This is a genomic window from Gordonia namibiensis NBRC 108229, from assembly GCF_000298235.1.
In the GTDB taxonomy this organism is placed as follows: domain Bacteria; phylum Actinomycetota; class Actinomycetes; order Mycobacteriales; family Mycobacteriaceae; genus Gordonia; species Gordonia namibiensis.
In genome coordinates, this window is sequence record NZ_BAHE01000022.1 from 55,256 (window position 1) to 73,557 (window position 18,302).

17 protein-coding genes are annotated in these 18,302 nt (G+C 67.2%); 9 read left to right on the forward strand and 8 right to left on the reverse strand.

Features of this window, described 5'->3' with window-relative positions; all coding sequences use genetic code 11:
• Positions 1-85: 85 nt before the first annotated feature.
• The gene (locus GONAM_RS13195; protein WP_040536399.1) at positions 86-1,426 is read right to left on the reverse strand and encodes a DUF445 domain-containing protein; all 1,341 of its coding nucleotides are present in this window, start codon (positions 1,424-1,426) and stop codon (positions 86-88) included.
• A gap of 41 nt (positions 1,427-1,467) precedes the next feature.
• Here GONAM_RS13195 and GONAM_RS13200 point away from each other — a divergent pair, with 41 nt between their 5' ends.
• From GONAM_RS13200 to GONAM_RS13210, 3 genes are read left to right on the forward strand one after another with little or no spacing between them, the layout of a single operon-like run.
• Positions 1,468-2,268, forward strand: coding sequence for a TetR/AcrR family transcriptional regulator (locus tag GONAM_RS13200; protein WP_174310924.1), 801 nt, complete (start codon positions 1,468-1,470; stop codon positions 2,266-2,268).
• A complete protein-coding gene (locus tag GONAM_RS13205; protein ID WP_006867255.1) occupies positions 2,265-3,098 on the forward strand; it encodes an SDR family NAD(P)-dependent oxidoreductase in 834 nt (277 codons plus the stop codon). The genes GONAM_RS13200 and GONAM_RS13205 overlap by 4 nt, the downstream gene beginning before the upstream one ends.
• A complete protein-coding gene (locus tag GONAM_RS13210; RefSeq protein WP_006867256.1) occupies positions 3,095-3,946 on the forward strand; it encodes a polyphosphate kinase 2 family protein in 852 nt (283 codons plus the stop codon). The genes GONAM_RS13205 and GONAM_RS13210 overlap by 4 nt, the downstream gene beginning before the upstream one ends.
• Positions 3,947-4,277: 331 nt before the next feature.
• Here GONAM_RS13210 and GONAM_RS13215 read toward each other — a convergent pair whose 3' ends face one another.
• Entirely contained in the window at positions 4,278-5,477 is a 1,200-nt protein-coding gene (locus tag GONAM_RS13215) for a benzoate/H(+) symporter BenE family transporter (protein WP_006867258.1), read from the reverse strand.
• 63 nt (positions 5,478-5,540) lie between these two features.
• Here GONAM_RS13215 and GONAM_RS13220 point away from each other — a divergent pair, with 63 nt between their 5' ends.
• Together GONAM_RS13220 and GONAM_RS13225 are read left to right on the forward strand one after the other, a co-directional pair.
• On the forward strand, positions 5,541-6,071 hold the full coding sequence (locus tag GONAM_RS13220; RefSeq protein ID WP_006867259.1) for a helix-turn-helix domain-containing protein: 531 nt from the start codon (positions 5,541-5,543) through the stop codon (positions 6,069-6,071).
• Between the two features lie 149 nt (positions 6,072-6,220).
• Positions 6,221-7,174, forward strand: coding sequence for a type IV toxin-antitoxin system AbiEi family antitoxin (locus GONAM_RS13225; RefSeq protein WP_006867260.1), 954 nt, complete (start codon positions 6,221-6,223; stop codon positions 7,172-7,174).
• Between the two features lie 149 nt (positions 7,175-7,323).
• Here GONAM_RS13225 and GONAM_RS13230 read toward each other — a convergent pair whose 3' ends face one another.
• The 4 genes from GONAM_RS13230 to GONAM_RS13245 form a co-directional block, all read right to left on the reverse strand.
• Entirely contained in the window at positions 7,324-8,085 is a 762-nt protein-coding gene (locus GONAM_RS13230) for a hypothetical protein (RefSeq protein ID WP_006867261.1), read from the reverse strand.
• Positions 8,086-8,330: 245 nt separating this feature from the next.
• Positions 8,331-9,248 carry a 3-hydroxybutyryl-CoA dehydrogenase gene (locus GONAM_RS13235; RefSeq protein WP_051992562.1) on the reverse strand — a complete coding sequence of 306 codons (918 nt, stop codon included), beginning with the start codon at positions 9,246-9,248 and terminating at the stop codon, positions 8,331-8,333.
• A 140-nt stretch (positions 9,249-9,388) separates the two neighbouring features.
• Positions 9,389-10,684 (reverse strand): isocitrate lyase, encoded by a 1,296-nt coding sequence (gene aceA, locus GONAM_RS13240; RefSeq protein WP_006867263.1) that lies wholly within the window; start codon positions 10,682-10,684, stop codon positions 9,389-9,391.
• A 471-nt stretch (positions 10,685-11,155) separates the two neighbouring features.
• Positions 11,156-11,899, reverse strand: coding sequence for a hypothetical protein (locus GONAM_RS13245; protein WP_085949556.1), 744 nt, complete (start codon positions 11,897-11,899; stop codon positions 11,156-11,158).
• A gap of 93 nt (positions 11,900-11,992) precedes the next feature.
• On the opposite strand from GONAM_RS13245, the gene ramB reads away from it, so the two are divergent.
• On the forward strand, positions 11,993-13,423 hold the full coding sequence (gene ramB / locus GONAM_RS13250; protein WP_005200303.1) for an acetate metabolism transcriptional regulator RamB: 1,431 nt from the start codon (positions 11,993-11,995) through the stop codon (positions 13,421-13,423).
• Positions 13,424-13,426: 3 nt separating this feature from the next.
• Here ramB and GONAM_RS13255 read toward each other — a convergent pair whose 3' ends face one another.
• Positions 13,427-14,839 carry a lipase family protein gene (locus tag GONAM_RS13255; protein WP_006867265.1) on the reverse strand — a complete coding sequence of 471 codons (1,413 nt, stop codon included), beginning with the start codon at positions 14,837-14,839 and terminating at the stop codon, positions 13,427-13,429.
• Positions 14,840-15,249: 410 nt separating this feature from the next.
• Between GONAM_RS13255 and GONAM_RS13260 the strand changes: the two genes are divergently transcribed.
• Positions 15,250-16,539: a lipase family protein gene (locus tag GONAM_RS13260; RefSeq protein WP_006867266.1), complete on the forward strand. Its 1,290-nt coding sequence runs from the start codon at positions 15,250-15,252 to the stop codon at positions 16,537-16,539.
• A gap of 31 nt (positions 16,540-16,570) precedes the next feature.
• On the opposite strand, the gene GONAM_RS13265 is transcribed toward GONAM_RS13260, so the two are convergent.
• Complete coding sequence (locus GONAM_RS13265; protein WP_005200306.1) at positions 16,571-17,035, reverse strand: MaoC family dehydratase; 465 nt, start codon at positions 17,033-17,035, stop codon at positions 16,571-16,573.
• 25 nt (positions 17,036-17,060) lie between these two features.
• Here GONAM_RS13265 and GONAM_RS13270 point away from each other — a divergent pair, with 25 nt between their 5' ends.
• Positions 17,061-17,597 (forward strand): carboxymuconolactone decarboxylase family protein, encoded by a 537-nt coding sequence (locus GONAM_RS13270; protein WP_005200308.1) that lies wholly within the window; start codon positions 17,061-17,063, stop codon positions 17,595-17,597.
• Positions 17,598-17,610: 13 nt separating this feature from the next.
• Positions 17,611-18,279, forward strand: coding sequence for a class I SAM-dependent methyltransferase (locus tag GONAM_RS13275; protein ID WP_006867268.1), 669 nt, complete (start codon positions 17,611-17,613; stop codon positions 18,277-18,279).
• The last annotated feature ends 23 nt before the right edge of the window (positions 18,280-18,302 follow it).

Genomic DNA, 18,302 nt, shown 5'->3' on the forward strand with positions numbered 1-18,302 from the left:
CCAAGTATCGGCTTCACTGCTAGCACGTGCAAGCACACAGCTAATACAGGATGTCGGATCACAGACGGATCACCGGGATTCGGCGTCAATGGAAGATCAGCACCGACGTCGTGTGGATGGCCAGACCGGCGAGCGCACCCACCACGGTGCCGTTGATCCGGATGAACTGGAGGTCGCGTCCCACCTGGAGTTCGATCTTGCGACTCGTGTCGTCGGCGTCCCAACCGCGCACGGTCTCGGTGATGACGGAGATGATCTCCTGCGAGTAGTTCGCGGCGATGTGGTGCGCGACCCGCGCGACCCAGCCGTTCATCTTCTCCTGCAGCGGACGATCGTCGCGAATCCTCGTCGCGAGCTGGATGATCGAGTCCGACAACGTGTTGCGCAGTGTGCTGTTCGGGTCGTCGAGCATCTGCTCGATGACGGCCTTGCCGGTCTTCCAGGCGGTCGACGCCGCGCCGGTGACCTCGTCGCGACCCACCAGTTCCAACTTGATGGCCTCGAACTTGGCGATCATCTCGGGATCGTTCTGCAGGTCGTTCGCGAACTTCTCCACGAATTCGTGCATCGCCCGGCGCATTTCATGGTCGGGGTCGGAGCGCACCTTGTAGGTGAACTCGACGAGTTCGCGGTGGATCTTGTCGCCGACGAGAGTGTTGACGAACTTCGGCGTCCACTGCGGGCCGTCCCGGTCGAGCACGCGGTCGATGAGGTCCTGGCTGCCGATCGCCCATTCGTGCGCGCGATCGCAGAGCATCTGGAAGACCGGTTCGAGACGGTCCTCGGCGATGAGCTGTTCCAGGATGCGGCCGGTCGGCGGCGCCCACTGCGGCTCGGCGACCCACTTCAGTGCAGCCTGGATGAGCTGCTCGACGTCCTCGTCGCGCAGCATCTCCGACGCGAGTTGGATCGCCCGGGCCGCTTCGCCGGAGATCCGCGGGGCGTTGCGGGGGTCGGCCACCCACGTCGACAGCCGTCGTGGCAGATCGATCTGCTGCGCGCGGTAGACGACGACCTCGGGCGTCATGAAGTTCTCTTCGATGAAGCCGCCGAGTTGGTCGCCGATGTCGTCTTTCTTCTTGCGGATCAGCGCGGTGTGCGGGATCGGGATGCCGAGCGGATGCCGGAAGAGCGCGGTCACCGCGAACCAGTCGGCCAGCGCGCCGACCATGCCGGCCTCGGACGCGGCCTGCACGAAGCCGACCCAAGCGGCGACGTCTTCGCCGTCGCGGTGCTCGAGATAACGGGTGAAGAGGTAGACGACCGCCGCGAAGATCAGGAAGCCGGTCGCGACCGCCTTCATCCTGCGGAGATCCCTGCGCCGGCCGGCGTCTCCGGCGCTGTCCGCACCGAATCCGGGGGCAGACGGCGCCGAGGGCTTGCCCTCGGGCTGCCCGGCGACTCCTTCGATGACTGTCGATGCCATGGCACCAGTGTCACCCATCAACCGACTACGCTGGCGTCGTGATGGCCAACCGCCCCAATCCCGCAGCTGCGGCGCGTGCAGCGATGGCGGCTGCGGCCAACGTGACGCGCGGACTCGAACAGGTCCTGACCACCGTCACCGAGACCGGCGCCAAGCCGGACGGTCGCAAGCAGCGCTGGGAGAAGCACAAACTCGCCCGCCGCACCGAACTGACCGACGGTGTCATCGCCGCGGTCCGCGAGCTCGGCGCCGATGTCGGCATGGACGAGATCGCCGCCCACATCGGGGTGTCCAAGACCGTCCTCTACCGGTACTTCACCGACAAGAGCGACCTCGGCGTCGCGACCACGGTGCGCTTCTTCGAGAACACGATCTGGCCGCGGCTGACGGAGGCGATCTCCGACGACGTCGACGAGTACACGCTGACCCACACGATCATCGGGGTGTACGTCCATGCGGTCGACGACGAACCCAACCTGTACCGCTTCGCACTCGCCAGCTCGCCCACGTCGTCGCCGGCTCCCGCTGACTCGGTCCGTCTGGTCGCGCAACTGGTCATGAGCAGCATCGTGATGCGCATGACCGAGCGCGGTGCGGACACCACCGGCGCCGAACTGTGGTCGCACGCCCTCGTCGGCGGCATCCAGCACGTCGTCGACTGGTGGATGACCAGCCGCACGCTCGACGCCGACCAGGTCGTCGACTACCTGACCATGATGGTGTGGAGCGCGGTCGTGGGCGTCGCCGCCGTCGATGGCTCGCGTGAGGCCTTCCTCGCCTCTCCCCCGCCGCTGACCGAACCCGCGCGTGAGACACCGTCCGACGCGGCAGGCGGCTCATGAGTCGGGTCGCGCTGGTGACCGGGGGCAGCCGGGGCGTTGGCCAGGGGGTCGCCCGCGCGCTCGTCGAGGACGGCTGGACCACCTACGTCACCTCACGCCACGGCACCGGACCCGACGGGGCCATCGCCCTCGCGTGTGACCACACCGACGATGCCGCGGTGGCCGCGGTGTTCGTCGAGATCGCCTCCTCCGGTGGGCAACTCGACCTCCTCGTCAACAACGCGTGGGCGGCGCCGAAGGGCTTCGGCGGGTTCTCGGACCCGTTCTGGAAGCGCCCGGTCGACGACTGGGACACCCTGATCGGCGTGGGTCTGCGCGCGCACTACGTCGCGTCGGTATACGCGGCCCGAATGATGACCGAGGCCGGACGGGGGCTGATCACGAACATCTCGTCGTTCGGTTCCCGCGGCCACCTGCATTCGGTGCTGTACGGGATGAGCAAGGCCGCGCTGGACAAGATGGCCGCGGACATGGCCGTCGAGCTGAAAGGCACCGGGGTCAGCGCGATCTCGTTGTGGCTGGGCCTGATCCGCACCGAGCTGCTGCTGTCGCTGGGGATCGACGAGTTCGCCGGTTTCTCGCTGCAGCGAGCCGAGGATCCGGAATTCGTGGGTCGCGTGATCTCCCGCCTCGCGCAGGACCCCGACCTCGCCGCGCACAACGGCCACACCCTCGTCACCGCCGAACTGGGCGCCCGCTACGGGATCGTCAACAACGATGGCACACCACCGGATTCGCATCGCAGCGCATTCGGCGGCGGGCCGCTGTTCCCGCCGCACACCGACCCGGATGTCGTCGATCGAGCAGAGTCGCGAGAGGACGTGTCATGAGCAAAGGCTGGTTCACTCCCGCCGCCGAGGCCCTGCGCGCGAGCGCGGTCGGACCGGTCGCCTCCTTCGACCCCGAGTCGACGCCGGGATTCGACGGCGACAAGGAGTCCGGCTCCGAGCTCCTCGCCTCTCGCGGACAGGATCTTGCCGACCTCCAGGAGCTGTTGTACGCCAACGGTCGCTCCGGTGACCACCGCTCGGTTCTGCTGGTTCTGCAGGGTATGGACACGGCCGGCAAGGGCGGCATCGTCCGGCACGTGGGTGGTCTCGTCGACCCACAGGGGTTGAGCATCAAGGGCTTCGGCAAACCGACCCCTGAGGAACTGCAGCACGACTTCCTGTGGCGCATCCACAAGGCCCTCCCACCCGCGGGACGGATCGGGATCTTCGACCGGTCGCACTACGAAGATGTCCTGCCCGTTCGGGTGCACAACCTCGTCCCGAAGGCGGAGTGGGAGAAGCGCTACGACATCATCAACCAGTTCGAATCCGAACTGGTCGCCGGCGGCACCACGATCATCAAGTGCTGCCTGGTGGTGTCGAAGGACGAGCAGAAGGCGCGTCTCGCCGAACGTCTCGACCGTCCGGACAAGTACTGGAAGTACAACCCGGGCGACATCGACGAGCGCGCCCACTGGGACGCTTACCTCGAGGCGTACCAGGACATCTTCGAGCTGACCGACAAGGACTCGGCCCCCTGGTTCGTGATCCCCGCCAACCGGAAATGGTTTGCCCGGCTCGCCGTCTGCGAATTGCTCACCACCACCCTCGCCGGCCTCGAACTCGATTGGCCGGAAGCCGATTTCGACGTCGAGGCCGAGAAGAAGCGGCTCGCCGCGAGCGACTGACCTCGATACGCGGCGCCCTCGCTACGCTCGGTCGGCGCTACTCGGCCATCGAAACTGGTGGTTGAGTAGGTGAGGAGCGCCGGCGACGAGCCGGAACTGGTGGTTGAGTAGGCGAGGAGCGCTAGCGACGAGCCGGAACTGCCGGTTGAGTAGGTGAGGAGCGCCGGCGACGAGCCGGAACTGGTGGTTGAGTAGGTGAGGAGCGCTGGCGACGAGCCGGAACTGGTGGTTGAGTAGGTGAGGAGCGCCGGCGACGAGCCGGAACTGGTGGTTGAGTAGGTGAGGAGCGCCGGCGACGAGCCGGAACTGGTGGTTGAGTAGGTGAGGAGCGTTAGCGACGAGCCGTATCGAAACCACCCAGCCGCAGCACTCCCCACGACACCAGGCCCACGACGAGCGCCCAGAATGCGCCGCCGATCCCGGCGAAGGTCACACCCGATGCGGCCGTGACGAACGTGAGCGCGGCCGGTATCCGGAACTCGACCTGTTCGAACGCGCCCATGATCGCTGCCACGAAGGTCGCGAGAAGTGCCAGTCCGGCAACTGCTTCCAGCAATCCCTCCGGCGAGATGGCGGTGATGACCACCAGCGCGCCGGACAGCGCTGCGAGGACGAGGCTCGTCGACCCGGTGGCGACTCCGGCGATCCAGCGTCGTGAGCGATCGGAACCCGCTTCGGGCCCCGCGGCGAGCGCGGCCGACAGCGCGGCCAGGTTGATCGCGTGCCCGCCGAACGGTGCGCCGATGACCGTCCCTGCGCCGGTCACGAACATCGCCGGGCGCCAGGGCGTTTCGTAACCGAAGGACTTGAGCACGGCGACGCCGGGCACGTTCTGCGAGGCCATCGTGACGATGTAGAGCGGGATCGCGATGCCGATGACGGCGGCGGCGTCGAAGGTCGGGGTGGTCCAGGCCAACCGCGGCCACCACGTCTCGGCTGCCCACCCGTCGTAGCCGTCGACGGCGAGGTTCACGCCGATCACGATCAATGCGGTCACCAATGCCAGCGGGAGCGCCCACCGCGGCAGCCAGCGCATCGCGAGCAACCACACCACGAGGATCGGGATCGTCGACCAGGGTTGATCCCCGAGCGACTGCATGGGCGCGAGACACAGCGTGAGGAGTACACCGGCGAGCATCGCCTGGGCGAGCGGCGTCGGGATCCGCCCGATCAGATCGCCGAGCGCCGGCACCAATCCCGTTGCCAGGACCAGTAGACCGACGATCAGGAACGCACCCACCGCCGATGACCAGCTGCCCTCATAGGAGGCGGCCATCGAGGCGAGAAGCGCCGCGCCCGGCGTCGACCACGCGAGGGTGACCGGCCGCCGGGTCCGCCAGGACAGCAGGATCGTCCCGGCCGCGAACATCACGGTCAGCACGAGCAGACCGGAGGCCGCCTGCACCGGCGTCGCGCCGACAGCACGCAGACCGGTGACCACCACCACGAACGACGAGGTGAATCCGACCAGCGAGGTCACGACACCGGCGATGACCGGCTCGGTACGAGTCGACGGCGCGGTACTGGTCATGGGGCGAGCATAGCGGTATCGTTCCGTAAACAGAACACCACCGACCATGGAAGGCCGACCGGGATGACGGCAGGCGACGAGCGTCGACGCATGGTCGGCACCCGGATCTCGACGTTGCGCGAGCAGCGCGGCATGAGCCTGTCCGCGCTGGCCCGCGAAGCCGGCATCGGCAAGGGATCGCTGTCGGAACTCGAAGCCGGACAGCGCAATCCGACACTCGACACCCTCTACGCGGTGGCCGGACCGCTCGGCGTGCCGCTCACCGCGCTACTCGGCGAGGAGACCGGGGTCGAGGGTACGAGCCCACACCTCGCCGCCCGACTCCTCCACGTCGAGCATCACGCCGACGGCACCACCACCGAGGTGTTCTGGCTGCACGTCACACCCGGTGGCGTCCGCGAATCCCCCGCCCACGGCCCCGGCGTCGTCGAGCACATCCTCGTCGCCAGTGGACATCTCGTCGCCGGACGCGTCGGCGAGGAGCGCTCTGCCGGCCCCGGCGAGTCCATCGAGTGGATCTCCGACGTCTCCCACACCTACCGCTCCGACGACGGCGCCCTCGCGGTCCTGACGATCCGCTCCCCCTCCCGCTGAGCTCTTTCCCTCCCGCCTGATGAATTCGCTCCCGCGGGCGCTAGCCGATAAGCGGAAGGGAAGGCGTCCCGCGGGACGGAAAGGCTCACGCGGGAAGGCGATGAAATCGACGGGAGCCTAGAGGCGCTCCAGTGCGTCAAAGAAGGGTGATGGTCTATCCACTCGATCAGTACGGTCTCCTCAGGAGGGCCGCCGCGCTCGACGCCGCTATCTCCGACAACGAGCTCGCGGCCGCCGTCCGCCGCCGCGATCTCATACGTCTCGTCCCGGGCGTGTTCGTACCGGCGTCGGCGCAGTTCGACGGGCATGAGGGTGCCCAACGGCTGCACCGGCTCAAAGCGATCGCGGTCGCGACCGTCGGCGATGCCGATACGCAGACGATGCCGCTGAGTCATGCGTCGGCTGCCGCCGTCCACGGTCTGCCGCTCCTCAAACCGGACATCGAGTACGTACATGTGGTGAGCGGAAAGAAGTCGGGTGGCTCGATACAAGGGCATCGCCACGTCCACGCGGCTCCGGCCGGCGAGGACGACATCGTCGAGGTCGACGGCATTCTGGTGACGACCCTCGAACGCACTGCGGTCGACGTCGCGACGAGCGGTACCTTCGCACAGGCACTGGCCGCGTTCGATCAGGCACTACGATCCGATGCGAGCCCCGAGAAGATCGCACAGATCCTGGCGGATCGTCGACGCCGCGGTGTGCGCGTTGCGCGGCGGGCATTGAAGCTCGGCGATCCCCTGGCCGAGACCGTGGCCGAATCCTGGAGTCGCGCACAGATGATCGAAGCGGGTCTGCCGATACCGCGACTCCAGCACGAGTTCCGCGGACGCCGCGGCACCTACTATTCCGACTTCGACTGGGACGAGCGGCTCATCGGCGAGTTCGACGGAATGGTCAAGTACGGGCGTCTGCGCAAACCGGGGACCACCATCGAAGACTGTGTGATGCAGGAGAAGCGCCGTGAGGATGACCTGCGCGCTCTCGGCGCCATCGTCGTCAGATGGACGTGGACGGATCTCGAGAAGGGCGCCGTCGTGGGGCTGTTGCGACCCTGGCTCGAGAAGCTGAATCTGGTGCCGTCGAGGCCCATTCCCGCGTGACGGTTTCTCTGTGGCGGGACCGATTCCTTCGCGCTTATCGGCTGGCACCCGCGGGAGGGAATCGGATAAGCGCGAAGGAGCCACCTGAGCAAGAACACAACGACGCCCCCGCCGGGTAGCGGGGGCGTCGTATCGACTTGCGCGAGTGCTTACTTCGCGGTGGTCGCCTTCTTGGCCGGAGCCTTCTTGGCGGGCGACTTCTTGGCCGGAGCCTTCTTCACGGCGGGAACCGGCTCGTCCTTGGCCTCGGCGACCTTCTTGGCCGGCGATGCCTCGGCGGTGCGGGTCTTGGCCTCGACAGTGCCTGCGGCGCCGTCGATCTCCTTGGCCGCGTCGTCGGCCTGCTCCTTGATGTCGCCGCCGATCTCCTCGATGGCAACGGCGACGTCCTCGACCTCTTCGCTCACGCGACCGGCCAGCTTGGCGGCGCGCTCACCGACGAGGCGGGTCTGCGAGGACACGACACCGAGTGCGTCTTCGGTCAGGTCGACAGCGTCGTTGTAGACCTTCTCCACCCGGGTCAGGTTCTCCTGGACGACCGGCTTCTTGCGCAGGCGCTCGAGGGTGGCCTCGCCACGCTCGGCGAGCGTGTTGTAGAAGTCGGTGGCCTTCTCGACATACGGGTCGGCGAGCTTCTTGAGCTCGTCGGCGGTGAGCTTGCCGCGGAGTTCGTCGATCTCGGACGGAACTTCCTCGGAGAGCGTCTCGATGCGGGTCTTGGCCGTCTCGGGCAGCTCGGTGATGAGGGCCTTGGTCTCGGTGTAGCGAGCCTCGAGACGCGTCTGAGCGGTCTCGGCGGCGGCCTCGGTGCGCTCACGGAGCTCGGTGAGCTTCTCGGTGACCTGCGCGAAGGCGTAGTCGCCGGCGCCGACTGCGGCGTAGAGCGGGGCGTAATTACGGGTGGTGGTCACTGGTGACTCCTTCTGTTGGCACCAATCGCGCTGCAGCACATGCGGTCTCGCTGATCTCGGCATCATCGCCGGGCGCATGTCGGTTTGTCGTCGGTTCGACGCGATGTCGCAAGCCGCCATGATCTTCCAGCTCGTCACCGCGCGAGATTAGGGAACCGCGGCGCCATCGGTATTGGTGTTTCCGTAGTCCAGTATCCACGCCGTGCTAGCAAATGCAAGCATTCTGCTAACACCTGTGGCCCAGCTCACCTCTTGCCGGCGAGAACTCGCTCGTACTCGTAGAAGCCGCGCCCGGCCTTCTTGCCGAGGCGACCCGACGTGACCATCTGCACCAGCAACGGGGGCGGCGCGTAGAGCGGCTCGTCGAACTCCTCGACCATCTTGTCGGCGATGGCCTTGACGGTGTCCAGTCCCACCAGGTCGGCGAGTTTCAGCGGCCCCATCGGATGGGCGCAACCGAGCATCATGGCCTTGTCGATGTCCTCGACCGTCGAGAAACCGCTCTCCACCATGCGGATCGCGGAGAGCAGATAGGGGACGAGCAGGGCGTTGACGACGAAACCCGAGCGGTCGGCGGAACGGATCACCTGTTTGCCCAGAACGTCATGCGCGAACGTCTCTGCCCGAGCGGTCACCTCGGGAGCGGTCACCGGGGTGGTGACGAGCTCGACCAGAGGGAGCACGGGTACGGGATTGAAGAAGTGGAGACCGATCACGCGGCCGGCGTTCTGAGTCGCCACGGCCAGCTTCATGATCGCGATGGAGGAGGTGTTCGACGCGAGGACGGCGTGCGGATCGTCGACGATCTTGTCGAGGTCGGCGAAGATCGCGGTCTTGACGGCCTCGTCCTCGACGACGGCCTCACAGACGAGCTGCCGGTCGGCGAAGTCGTTGAGATCGGAGGTGAACGAGAGGCGGTCGGCCGCCTGATCGCGTTCGCGCTCGGTGAGTTTGCCACTCGACACGCCGCGGTCGAGTGAACTGAGGATGCGGGTGCGTCCCGCCGACAGAAGATCCCTGGTCGATTCGTAGACCAGGACGTCGGCCTGGGCCCGGGCGCACACCTCGGCGATCCCGGCACCCATCTGTCCGGCTCCCACGACGCCGACTCGGCAGGTCTTCTCGGCGGTCCGATGGACCTCCGGGGTTCGGCTCGTTGGCATGGTCGGCTCCTGAAAACGCGCGGCACCGGAAAGGTGTGGGTATGACGAGCCCGGGGTGAGCGGGTCGGGAGACCTGCTCACCCCGGGTCATCTGTCAGCCACTGATCGAAGTCACACCGTGGTGCGACCGATGTCGGTTCCTAGTGGAACTGGCCCTCTTCGGTCGAGCCCTTGAGAGCTGCGGTCGAGGTGTTCGGGTCGACGGTGGTGGCGATGCTGTCGAAGTAGCCGGCGCCGACCTCACGCTGGTGCTTGACGGCGGTGAAGCCACGCTCGTCGGCTGCCTTGAACTCGCGGTTCTGTAGGTCGACGAAGGCGGTCATCTGCTCGCGGGCGTAACCGTAGGCAAGGTCGAACATGCCGTAGTTGAGCGAGTGGAAGCCGGCCAGGGTGATGAACTGGAAGGTGAAGCCCATGGCGCCCAGCTCGTTCTGGAACTTGGCGATGGTGCTGTCGTCGAGGTGCTTGCTCCAGTTGAACGACGGGCTGCAGTTGTAGGACAGCAGCTGGTCCGGGAACTCGGCCTTGACCGACTCGGCGAACTTGCGAGCCAGCTCGAGATCCGGGGTACCGGTCTCCATCCAGATCATGTCGGCGTAGGGAGCGTAGGACTTCGCACGCTCGATGCACGGCTCGATGCCGTTCTTCACGTGGTAGTAGCCCTCTGCGGTGCGCTCACCGGTGATGAACTGCTTGTCGCGGTCGTCCACATCGGAGGTGATGAGGGTCGCGGCCTCGGCGTCGGTACGCGCGATGACGACGGTGGGGACACCGGCGACGTCGGCGGCCAGGCGAGCCGAGTTCAGGGTGCGGATGTGCTGCTGGGTCGGGATCAGCACCTTGCCACCGAGGTGGCCACACTTCTTCTCCGAGGCGAGCTGATCCTCCCAGTGGGTACCGGCGGCACCAGCGGCGATCATGGCCTTCTGCAGCTCGTAGACGTTGAGGGCGCCACCGAAGCCGGCCTCACCGTCGGCGACGATCGGGACGAGCCAGTTGTCGACCGAGTCGTCACCCTCGACGCGGGCGATCTCGTCGGCGCGGAGCAGCGCGTTGTTGATACGACGAACGACGTTCGGAACCGAGTTCGCCGGGTACAGCGACTGGTCGGGGTAGGTGTGGCCGGACAGGTTGGCGTCACCGGCGACCTGCCAACCCGACAGGTACACGGCCTTCAGGCCGGCGCGGACCTGCTGCACGGCCTGGTTACCGGTGAGGGCGCCCAGAGCGTTGATGTAGGAGCCGTCACCCTTGGTCACGCCCTCCCACAGGATCTCGGCGCCACGGCGGGCGAGGGTGTGCTCCTCGACGACCGAACCCTGGAGCTGAGCTACCTGCTCGGCGGTGTAGTCGCGCTTGATGCCCTTCCAGCGGGGGTTGGTGTCCCAGTCCTGCTGGATTTCCGCGGCGGTGCGGGGCTTTCCGACGTTGCTCATTGGCTGCTTCGCTTTCGTTGTCCTGCTCGTCTCGACCGGGTCGGATCGGGACGACCGGCCCGGCGCGCCGCCGAGGCCTGGAGTGCTGACAGACATCCGACTCGTTCCCGAGAGCGTCGTACTCGCGTGTCCGGCATCGGTGTCGGCCGAACTTTGCGAACCCTTGGGCTTTCGTCTGTGGTGCCTGAAGCAAGAGTGCCACAGGACAAACCTGCAGGTCCAACCCTCGACGACTGTAAATCCGGGCTATTTTTTGACGACGCTTTGCAAAGTTTGCAAATCTTCACGTGTGAAGACTGGGGTCGTTCATCGTAAAAAGTACGCGCGTACTGGGATTTCCTACTGCCGAGTACAGCACACTTCTGCGCAGCGGCGCGCGAATTTCCGGGTACCTCGCCTGGCGGAGACGGAGCACATAGTGACGACACTCACACCGAGTAGGCGGTCGGTCGGGTCCGCTCGAGTACCGGATCAGGGAGCGGTGACCCGACCGACGGCCGCGTCGAAGAGTTCCGCGAAGGCCGCGGAGTCGACCGGTTCGGTCGGTTCGGGAGGTGGATCAGCGGCCGGGGTCGCAGCTCCCGACACCGTCAACTGGACGGTGACCGGACCGGACGACGGACGGTCCACGGCGGCGTATCCGGCGAAGCCGATCTGGCGTCGCACACCACCGTCGGGCAGCGTCGTGGTGACCTCGGACCGCGTCAGCAGCATCTGCTCGCCGGCCCCGGGGCCGCCGTCGACCTCCGGTGGCGGGATCTCGGTGTACTCGGTGACCACACGACTGCCGGCGAGGTTGCCGGTGGTGATCTCGGTGGTGGTGCGCGCACAGCGCCCAGTGGTGGCGAGTCGGTCGGCGTCGATGTCGCGTCGCGCCTTGGTGACCAGTTCGACGAGCACCCCGCTGCCACCTCGAGCGGCGAGCACCGCTGAGTTGTCCGCGGTCAGCTCCCCGTTGAGGTCCGCGTCGGCCGTGGGGGCGCAGTACTCGGGGGCGACGCGGGTGGTGCGCGCGGCGTCGATGCCGGCGCGGTTCCCCGCGACCAGGTCGTCGATGGAGAGCGTCTCGGCGGTGAATCCCGGAGGCAGGTCGGATGCCGGGAGCAACAGGTCGGCCGGGGTGCGCGGGGCAGGCGCCTCGGCGGACCCGGTCGAGCACCCGGTGACCGCGATCATCCCGGTCACCAGCGCGAACGCCCCGACCGTCACCCGCATCGGGGTGCGGAGTCGGCCGTCGGGTGAGCGCACGCGGTCACCGTACCCTGTAGAGGATCATCGATCCGGCATCACCTGTTCTGGAGGTGGCAAGTGAGCAGGACCTACGTCGGATCCCGGCTGCGCCAGTTGCGCTCCGAACGCGGACTGTCGCAGGTGGCCCTTGCACAGACGCTGTCGATCTCCGCGTCGTACCTCAACCAGATCGAGCACGACGCCCGACCGCTGACACCCTCGGTGTTGCGCAAGATCACCGAGGCGTTCGGCGTCGACGCCGGGTTCTTCGACTCCCAGGACGATCTCCGACTCGTCGCCGAACTGCGTGAGGTGCTGCTCGACGACGACATCGAGGCCGCGCCGGGCGCGCACGACGCCTCGCAGATCAGCACGATGGTCGCGGCACATCCGGAGATCGCGCAGGCGATGGTCAACCTGCACCGGCGCTACCGGATCGCGACCGATCAGCTCGCCGCGGCCACCGACGAACGCGGCGACCGCAGCATGCGCGGCACGATCAGCGCGCCGCACGAAGAAGTGCGCGACTACTTCTACCAGCGCCGCAACTACATCCATGAGCTCGACATCGCCGCCGAGGAGATGACGAACCGGATGCGTATGCACTCGGCGGACATCCGCCGCGAGATCATGAACCGCATCGAGAACGTGCACGGCATCAGCATCGTGCGTCGCGTCGACCTCGGCGACTACACCCTCCACCGCCTGAACGCCGAGGAGCGCAGGCTCGAGTTCTCCGCCGCGCTCTCCGCCGGACAGCGGACCTTCAAGCTCGCCAGCGAGCTCTGCTACCTCGAGTACCACGACCTGCTCGACGAACTCGTCGACCAGGGCAACTTCACCAGCGAGGACGCCCGGTCGCTGGCGCTGCTCGGACTGGCGAACTACTTCGCGGCGGCGGTCGTCCTCCCGTACAGCCAGTTCCACGGCGCCGCTGAGGATTTCCGCTACGACATCGAGCGACTGTCTGCGTTCTACGCGGTGTCCTACGAGACGATCTGCCACCGGCTCTCGACACTGCAGCGCCCCAACCTGCGGGGCATCCCCTGGTCGTTCGTTCGCGTCGACCGCGCCGGGAACATGTCGAAACGCCAGTCCGCCACCGGTTTCCACTTCTCCTCCAGCGGCGGCACCTGCCCGCTGTGGAACGTCTACGAGACGTTCGCCTCGCCGGGCAAGATCCTCACCCAAATCGCCGAGATGCCCGACGGCCGCAACTACTTCTGGGTCGCGCGGACCGTCGAACGACGTGCGGCGCGCTACGGGCAACCCGGCAAGACCTTCGCCATCGGCATGGGATGCGAGCTCCGCCATGCCGGCCGGGTGATCTACTCCGACGGCCTCGAGATCGGCCCGCAGGCGCACGTGACCCCGATCGGTGCGGGTTGCCGGGTCTGCGAGCGCACCAACTGCGCACAGCGTGCGTTCCCGGCACTGGGCGCGACCCTGCGCGTCAACGAGCACTCCTCCACGGTGTCGCCGTACATGGCGATCACCGAGAATCGTTGATGCTCAGCGACACTCGTTCGGGGCAGGGATTCCCTGGAGTCGACGGTCGAGCCAGGTCGCCACGTCACCGAACGAGGTGAACACCGCGGTGATGTGCTCGGCCGGGTACTCCCGGTAGATCGCGGTCGCACCGAGCTTGCACTGTTCGGCGAACAGGGCCCGCGCCTGGGATGCGGGAATCCACCATTCGTAGGTCCCGTGGTAGATCAGCAGCGGCATCGTCGCCTTCATCCCCGACATCGAGGTGACGTCGAAGATGTGTTCGGCGACCGGCGAATGGAACGGGTCCGGGTCAGCCGAGAGCAATTGCGTGGGCACGTGGGAGACGCCGAGTATGCCCATGTCACCCGTGCACAGATCGCGCAGGGGCGACGTCGCGAGCCAACGGGCGGCATGGTTGGACATCTCCAGGATCTCGGGACGCTCCCGGGCCACACCCAGCATCGCGGAGTGGTAGACCCCGGAGGCCAGGTTGGCGTTCATCGCGCCGGCCAGGGCCCGATAGTCCGCCGGCACTCCACCGATGGCCGCGCCGACGAACCGCCCGGCCTGATCGGGTGCATACGACGAGGCGAGTCTCGACGCCGCGTTGGTCGCGATGGCGCCACCGGAGTATCCGTTCATGACGATCGGTCCCCGGCCGAACTCCTTCGGGTCCAGTTTCGCGGACGCCCGGACGGAATCGAGGACGACATGGGCGCCCACATACGGTTCGGCGTAGGCCATTCGGGCGCCGGTGTGGTCGGGCACGATCACCGCGTATCCGCGGTCGAGCGCCAGCTGCGTCAACGGCGGGAACAGGTCGGTGCTGTTGGTGTCGTCGTTGTAGCCGTGGGAGAACGTGTAGCCCGGCGTGCAGGTGGTTCCCAGTGCGACGATCGGTGTGTTGTTGATGACGACCGGCCGCGGTCCCGGGCCCGTCCACTGCTTGCGCGGGACGAACAGGGTCGCGGTGCCGAACAGCGGTCCGCCGGTGGCATCGGTGGTGCGGAACTTGACCTGCCTCGCCGAACGCAGGGGCACCGTGACGAGGAAGCCGGCCACCGGCGTCACGTCCCGGGTCGCGATCAGGTCGCCGGGCTTGCGTCCGGCGAGGTCGGCGGGCCAGTGATCGAAGAACCGGTCACCCACCGGCGACGGCATGACGGCCTCACGCAGTTCCTGGAGCTCGCGAGAACCACCCTCGATCCTCGACCTCTGCGGGATGCGCTCGAGCTTCTTGACCGGGGGCGGCGGCACGACCGCATCGATCTCGCCCGGGATGTTCGGCGGGATGGCGGTCAGGTTCGGGGGCTCGGCACTTGCCACGGGGTTCGACCCGATCCCCCCGAGACCGGAGACCAGCACGGCCGCGGCGACGCCGACGACCACCGTCGCGCGCAGCGTCAGGGGTCGCCACCTGCCCATCGAATGCATCGCCAACACTCCTGTCATGCGGGCGATTCCGGGTGAGCTCACCCCCAGTGGTCAGCCCGACTCGCTCCTCCGGTCCGGATTCCGTCATGCTAAACGGCCTCACGGGCATCGGCAGGACACACCCCGATCATCGCCGGAGAATCCATCGTCCGGCCCAATTCGGATCACGGTTCGATCTCGAAGAAACGACCATCGGGGCGCCGGACATCGACACCTGGTCGCTTGTCCTAGTGTCGACCGCAGTGAGGCGACGAGGCACTCACACGCTGCGGAGGCACCCGATGGCGACAACCGCGAACGGTCGACGACACCGGACCGGTCGCCGGACGCTGATCTCGGGGATCGCCACCGGACTCGTGGTTGTCTGGTGCGCGGTGGCGCCGGGGTCCGCTCCCGGTGAACCGCCGAACATGATGCCCGTCCCGCCGCCGGTCGCCGAGGCCGTCGACGCGGCCGTGCCACCGCCGCCGGTCCCGCGACTGCGAGACATCCCGCCGCGGGCACGGGCCGCCGGATTCGACCACCGCACACTGGAGTTGCGGGAGGCGCTGTTGCCCTCGCCCACCGGTGATCCGTTGTTCGACCGTTGGCCTGCGGACCTGTCGACGATGCGACCGGGTCGGGTCATCGCGGTCCGCGACGTCAGGGCCACCGCGGGTCCGGTCGTCACCGTCCCCCTCCGGTCGGCCACCCTGATCAAGTTCGCCACCACCGATGCGACCGGCGCCCCGATCTTCGGCACCGCGACACTGCTGATCCCGAACCGTCCCGCCCGCGGACCCCGCCCCCTGCTGGTCAACAATCTCCCCATCGACTCGCTCGGCGCCGCCTGCACCCCCGGATACACGCTGGCGCACGGCTTCTCGATCGCGACGAACCCCACCGACCTGATCCCGCCCGCCACCCAGCTCGCCCTGAACGACGGCCATGCAGTCCTCGTCCCCGACCATCAGGGGCCGCGGATGGCGTACGCCGAACCCGTGGTGGCCGGGCATGTCATCCTCGACGCCATCCGCGCCGGCCTGACCGTACGCCCGGAAACGTTGCGGCACAGTCGCATCGCCCTGGCGGGCTACTCGGGAGGTGCAATCGCGACGCACGGGGCGTCGAACCTGGCCGGCGACTACGCCCCCGAACTGTCCGACCGGATCGTCGGCGCCGCACTCGGCGGGGTTCCCGCGGACTTCCGCATGCTGGTCGGGAGCATGAACGCGAACCTGGCCACCGGGCTGTTCCACGCGGCGACCTTCGGCATCGCCCGCGAACGCACCGAGATCCTCGCGCTGGCCAACCGCCCCGCGCGATGGCTGGCCACCTCACCGCTGAAGAACGTCTGCGTCATCCCCGAGGCACTGGGCGGCGGGACCTTCATGCCGATGCAGCTGATGTCGAGCGACCCGGACCCGTTCCACTCGCCTGTCGCCGAACGCATCTATCGGCTCACCGCGATGGCGGACCGGAAGTCGTTGGTGCCCTTGCTGATCTACCACGGCACCCACGAGTGGTGGATTCCCGCGGCGGGCGCACGCGCGCTCTACCGACAGCAGTGCGGCTACGGCGCCACCGCCGCCTACCGGGAGATCTTCGGTGAACACCTGACCGGCGCCCTCCTCGGATTCCCGGTCGCGCTCGACTGGCTGAACAACCGACTGGCCGGCCGCCCGGCCCCGAACGAATGCACGCGGCGCCCGGCCGGTTGAGGCCGAGCGCCGCGAGACGGTCAGGGGTGGATCAGTAGACGAGGACGCGCAGGTTCTCGGCGACGCATGCAGGCTTGGACTCGCCCTCGATCTCGACCGTGTTGGTCACGACCATGTTGACGCCCTTGGGGGTCTCCTCGATCGAGGTGATCACCGCGTTGGAGCGGATACGCGCGCCCACCTTCACCGGGTTCGGGAAGCGCAGCTTGTTCATGCCGTAATTGAGGAAGAGCTTGGGGCCCTCGATGGTGAAGATCTGGCCGGCGAGCATCGGTAGCAGCGACACGGTGAGGTAGCCATGCGCGATCGTGGTACCGAACGGACCCGACTTCGCGCGTTCGGGATCGGTGTGGATCCACTGGTGGTCACCGGTGGCGTCGGCGAATGCATCGATCCGCTCCTGCGTGATCTCCAGCCACTCGCCCGATCCGAGGTCTTCGCCGATCGCCGCCTTGAGCTCCTCGACACTTGTGAACGTTCGTGTGCTGTTAGTCATAGTGGCCGTAGTCTACCGTGGCCCCATGAGCGCACCGCGAGTCTCACCGGGTGGTCTCCGAGATCTCGGACCCTTCAATTTCGCCTTCGCGCGTGGAGCCGCGCGCGTCATCGGCGTCGACGACGCACACATCTTCTCCACGCTCGGCCGGACGAAGGGACTGTTCCGCGGCTGGCTGCACTACAGCGGCCGGCTGATGCCCTTCGGGACGTTGCCGCGCAAGGACTCCGAGATGATCATCATCCGGGTCGCACATCTCCGCGGTTGTGAGTACGAGCTCGATCATCACCGACGACTGGGACGCCGGGCGGGCATCGGTGACGCCGAGTTCGAGCGCATCCTCGAAGGTCCCGACGCCGGATGGGGCGACCGTGAGCGGGCCATCCTCCGCGCGGTCGACGAACTGGTCGAGAGCAAGGACGTCTCCGACATCGCCTGGGCCGCACTGTCACGGCATCTCGACGATCGCCGGCTGATCGAGTTCACCTTGCTCGTCGGCCAATACGACAGCCTGGCCACGACGATCCACACGCTGCGCATCCAGCGCGACCACCACACCTGACGACGGATGAGTGATGGAGTCGATCAGCCAGCGCCTGATGCGCAACGCCGCGTTCGCCGAGATCTACGAGAACCTCTGGCGGCCGACGTTCACGAGGTTGTTCAGTCTCGGTGGGCGTGCCACCGAGGACTACGACCGCGCACTCCGCGCCTACCTGTCCCGCCCCGGTGACCGACTCGTCCTCGACGTTGCCTGTGGCCCAGGCAATTACACGCGTCTCATCGCGGAAGGACTGACCGGCGACGGACGCTGCATCGGGATCGACTTCTCCGCCCCGATGCTGGCCCGTGCGGCCCGCACCAACGTCGTCGAGCGCGCCGCCTTCCTCCGCGCCGACGCCCACGCGATCCCGTTCGACGACAACACCTTCGACGTCGTGACCTGCCTGGCAGCTCTGTACCTCATCCCCGATCCACTCCCCGTCGTCGACGAGCTGGTGCGGGTCACCAGACCAGGCGGCGAGATCGTCATCTTCACCTCCGTCACGACCGAGGTGACATCACTGCCCGGCGTCCAGCGGGTCGTCGGACTGACCGGCTTTCGTATCTTCGACGAGCACTCCATCACCGACCGCCTGCGCGCCGCGGGCGCGGCCAACGTCGAGCAGACGATCACCGGTCACGGACAGTACGTCCTGGGCGTGAAACCGGGGCCGGTGAGCACTGCCGGGGATTTGCAGTAAAGTCCTCCTCGAAATAGGGAGGT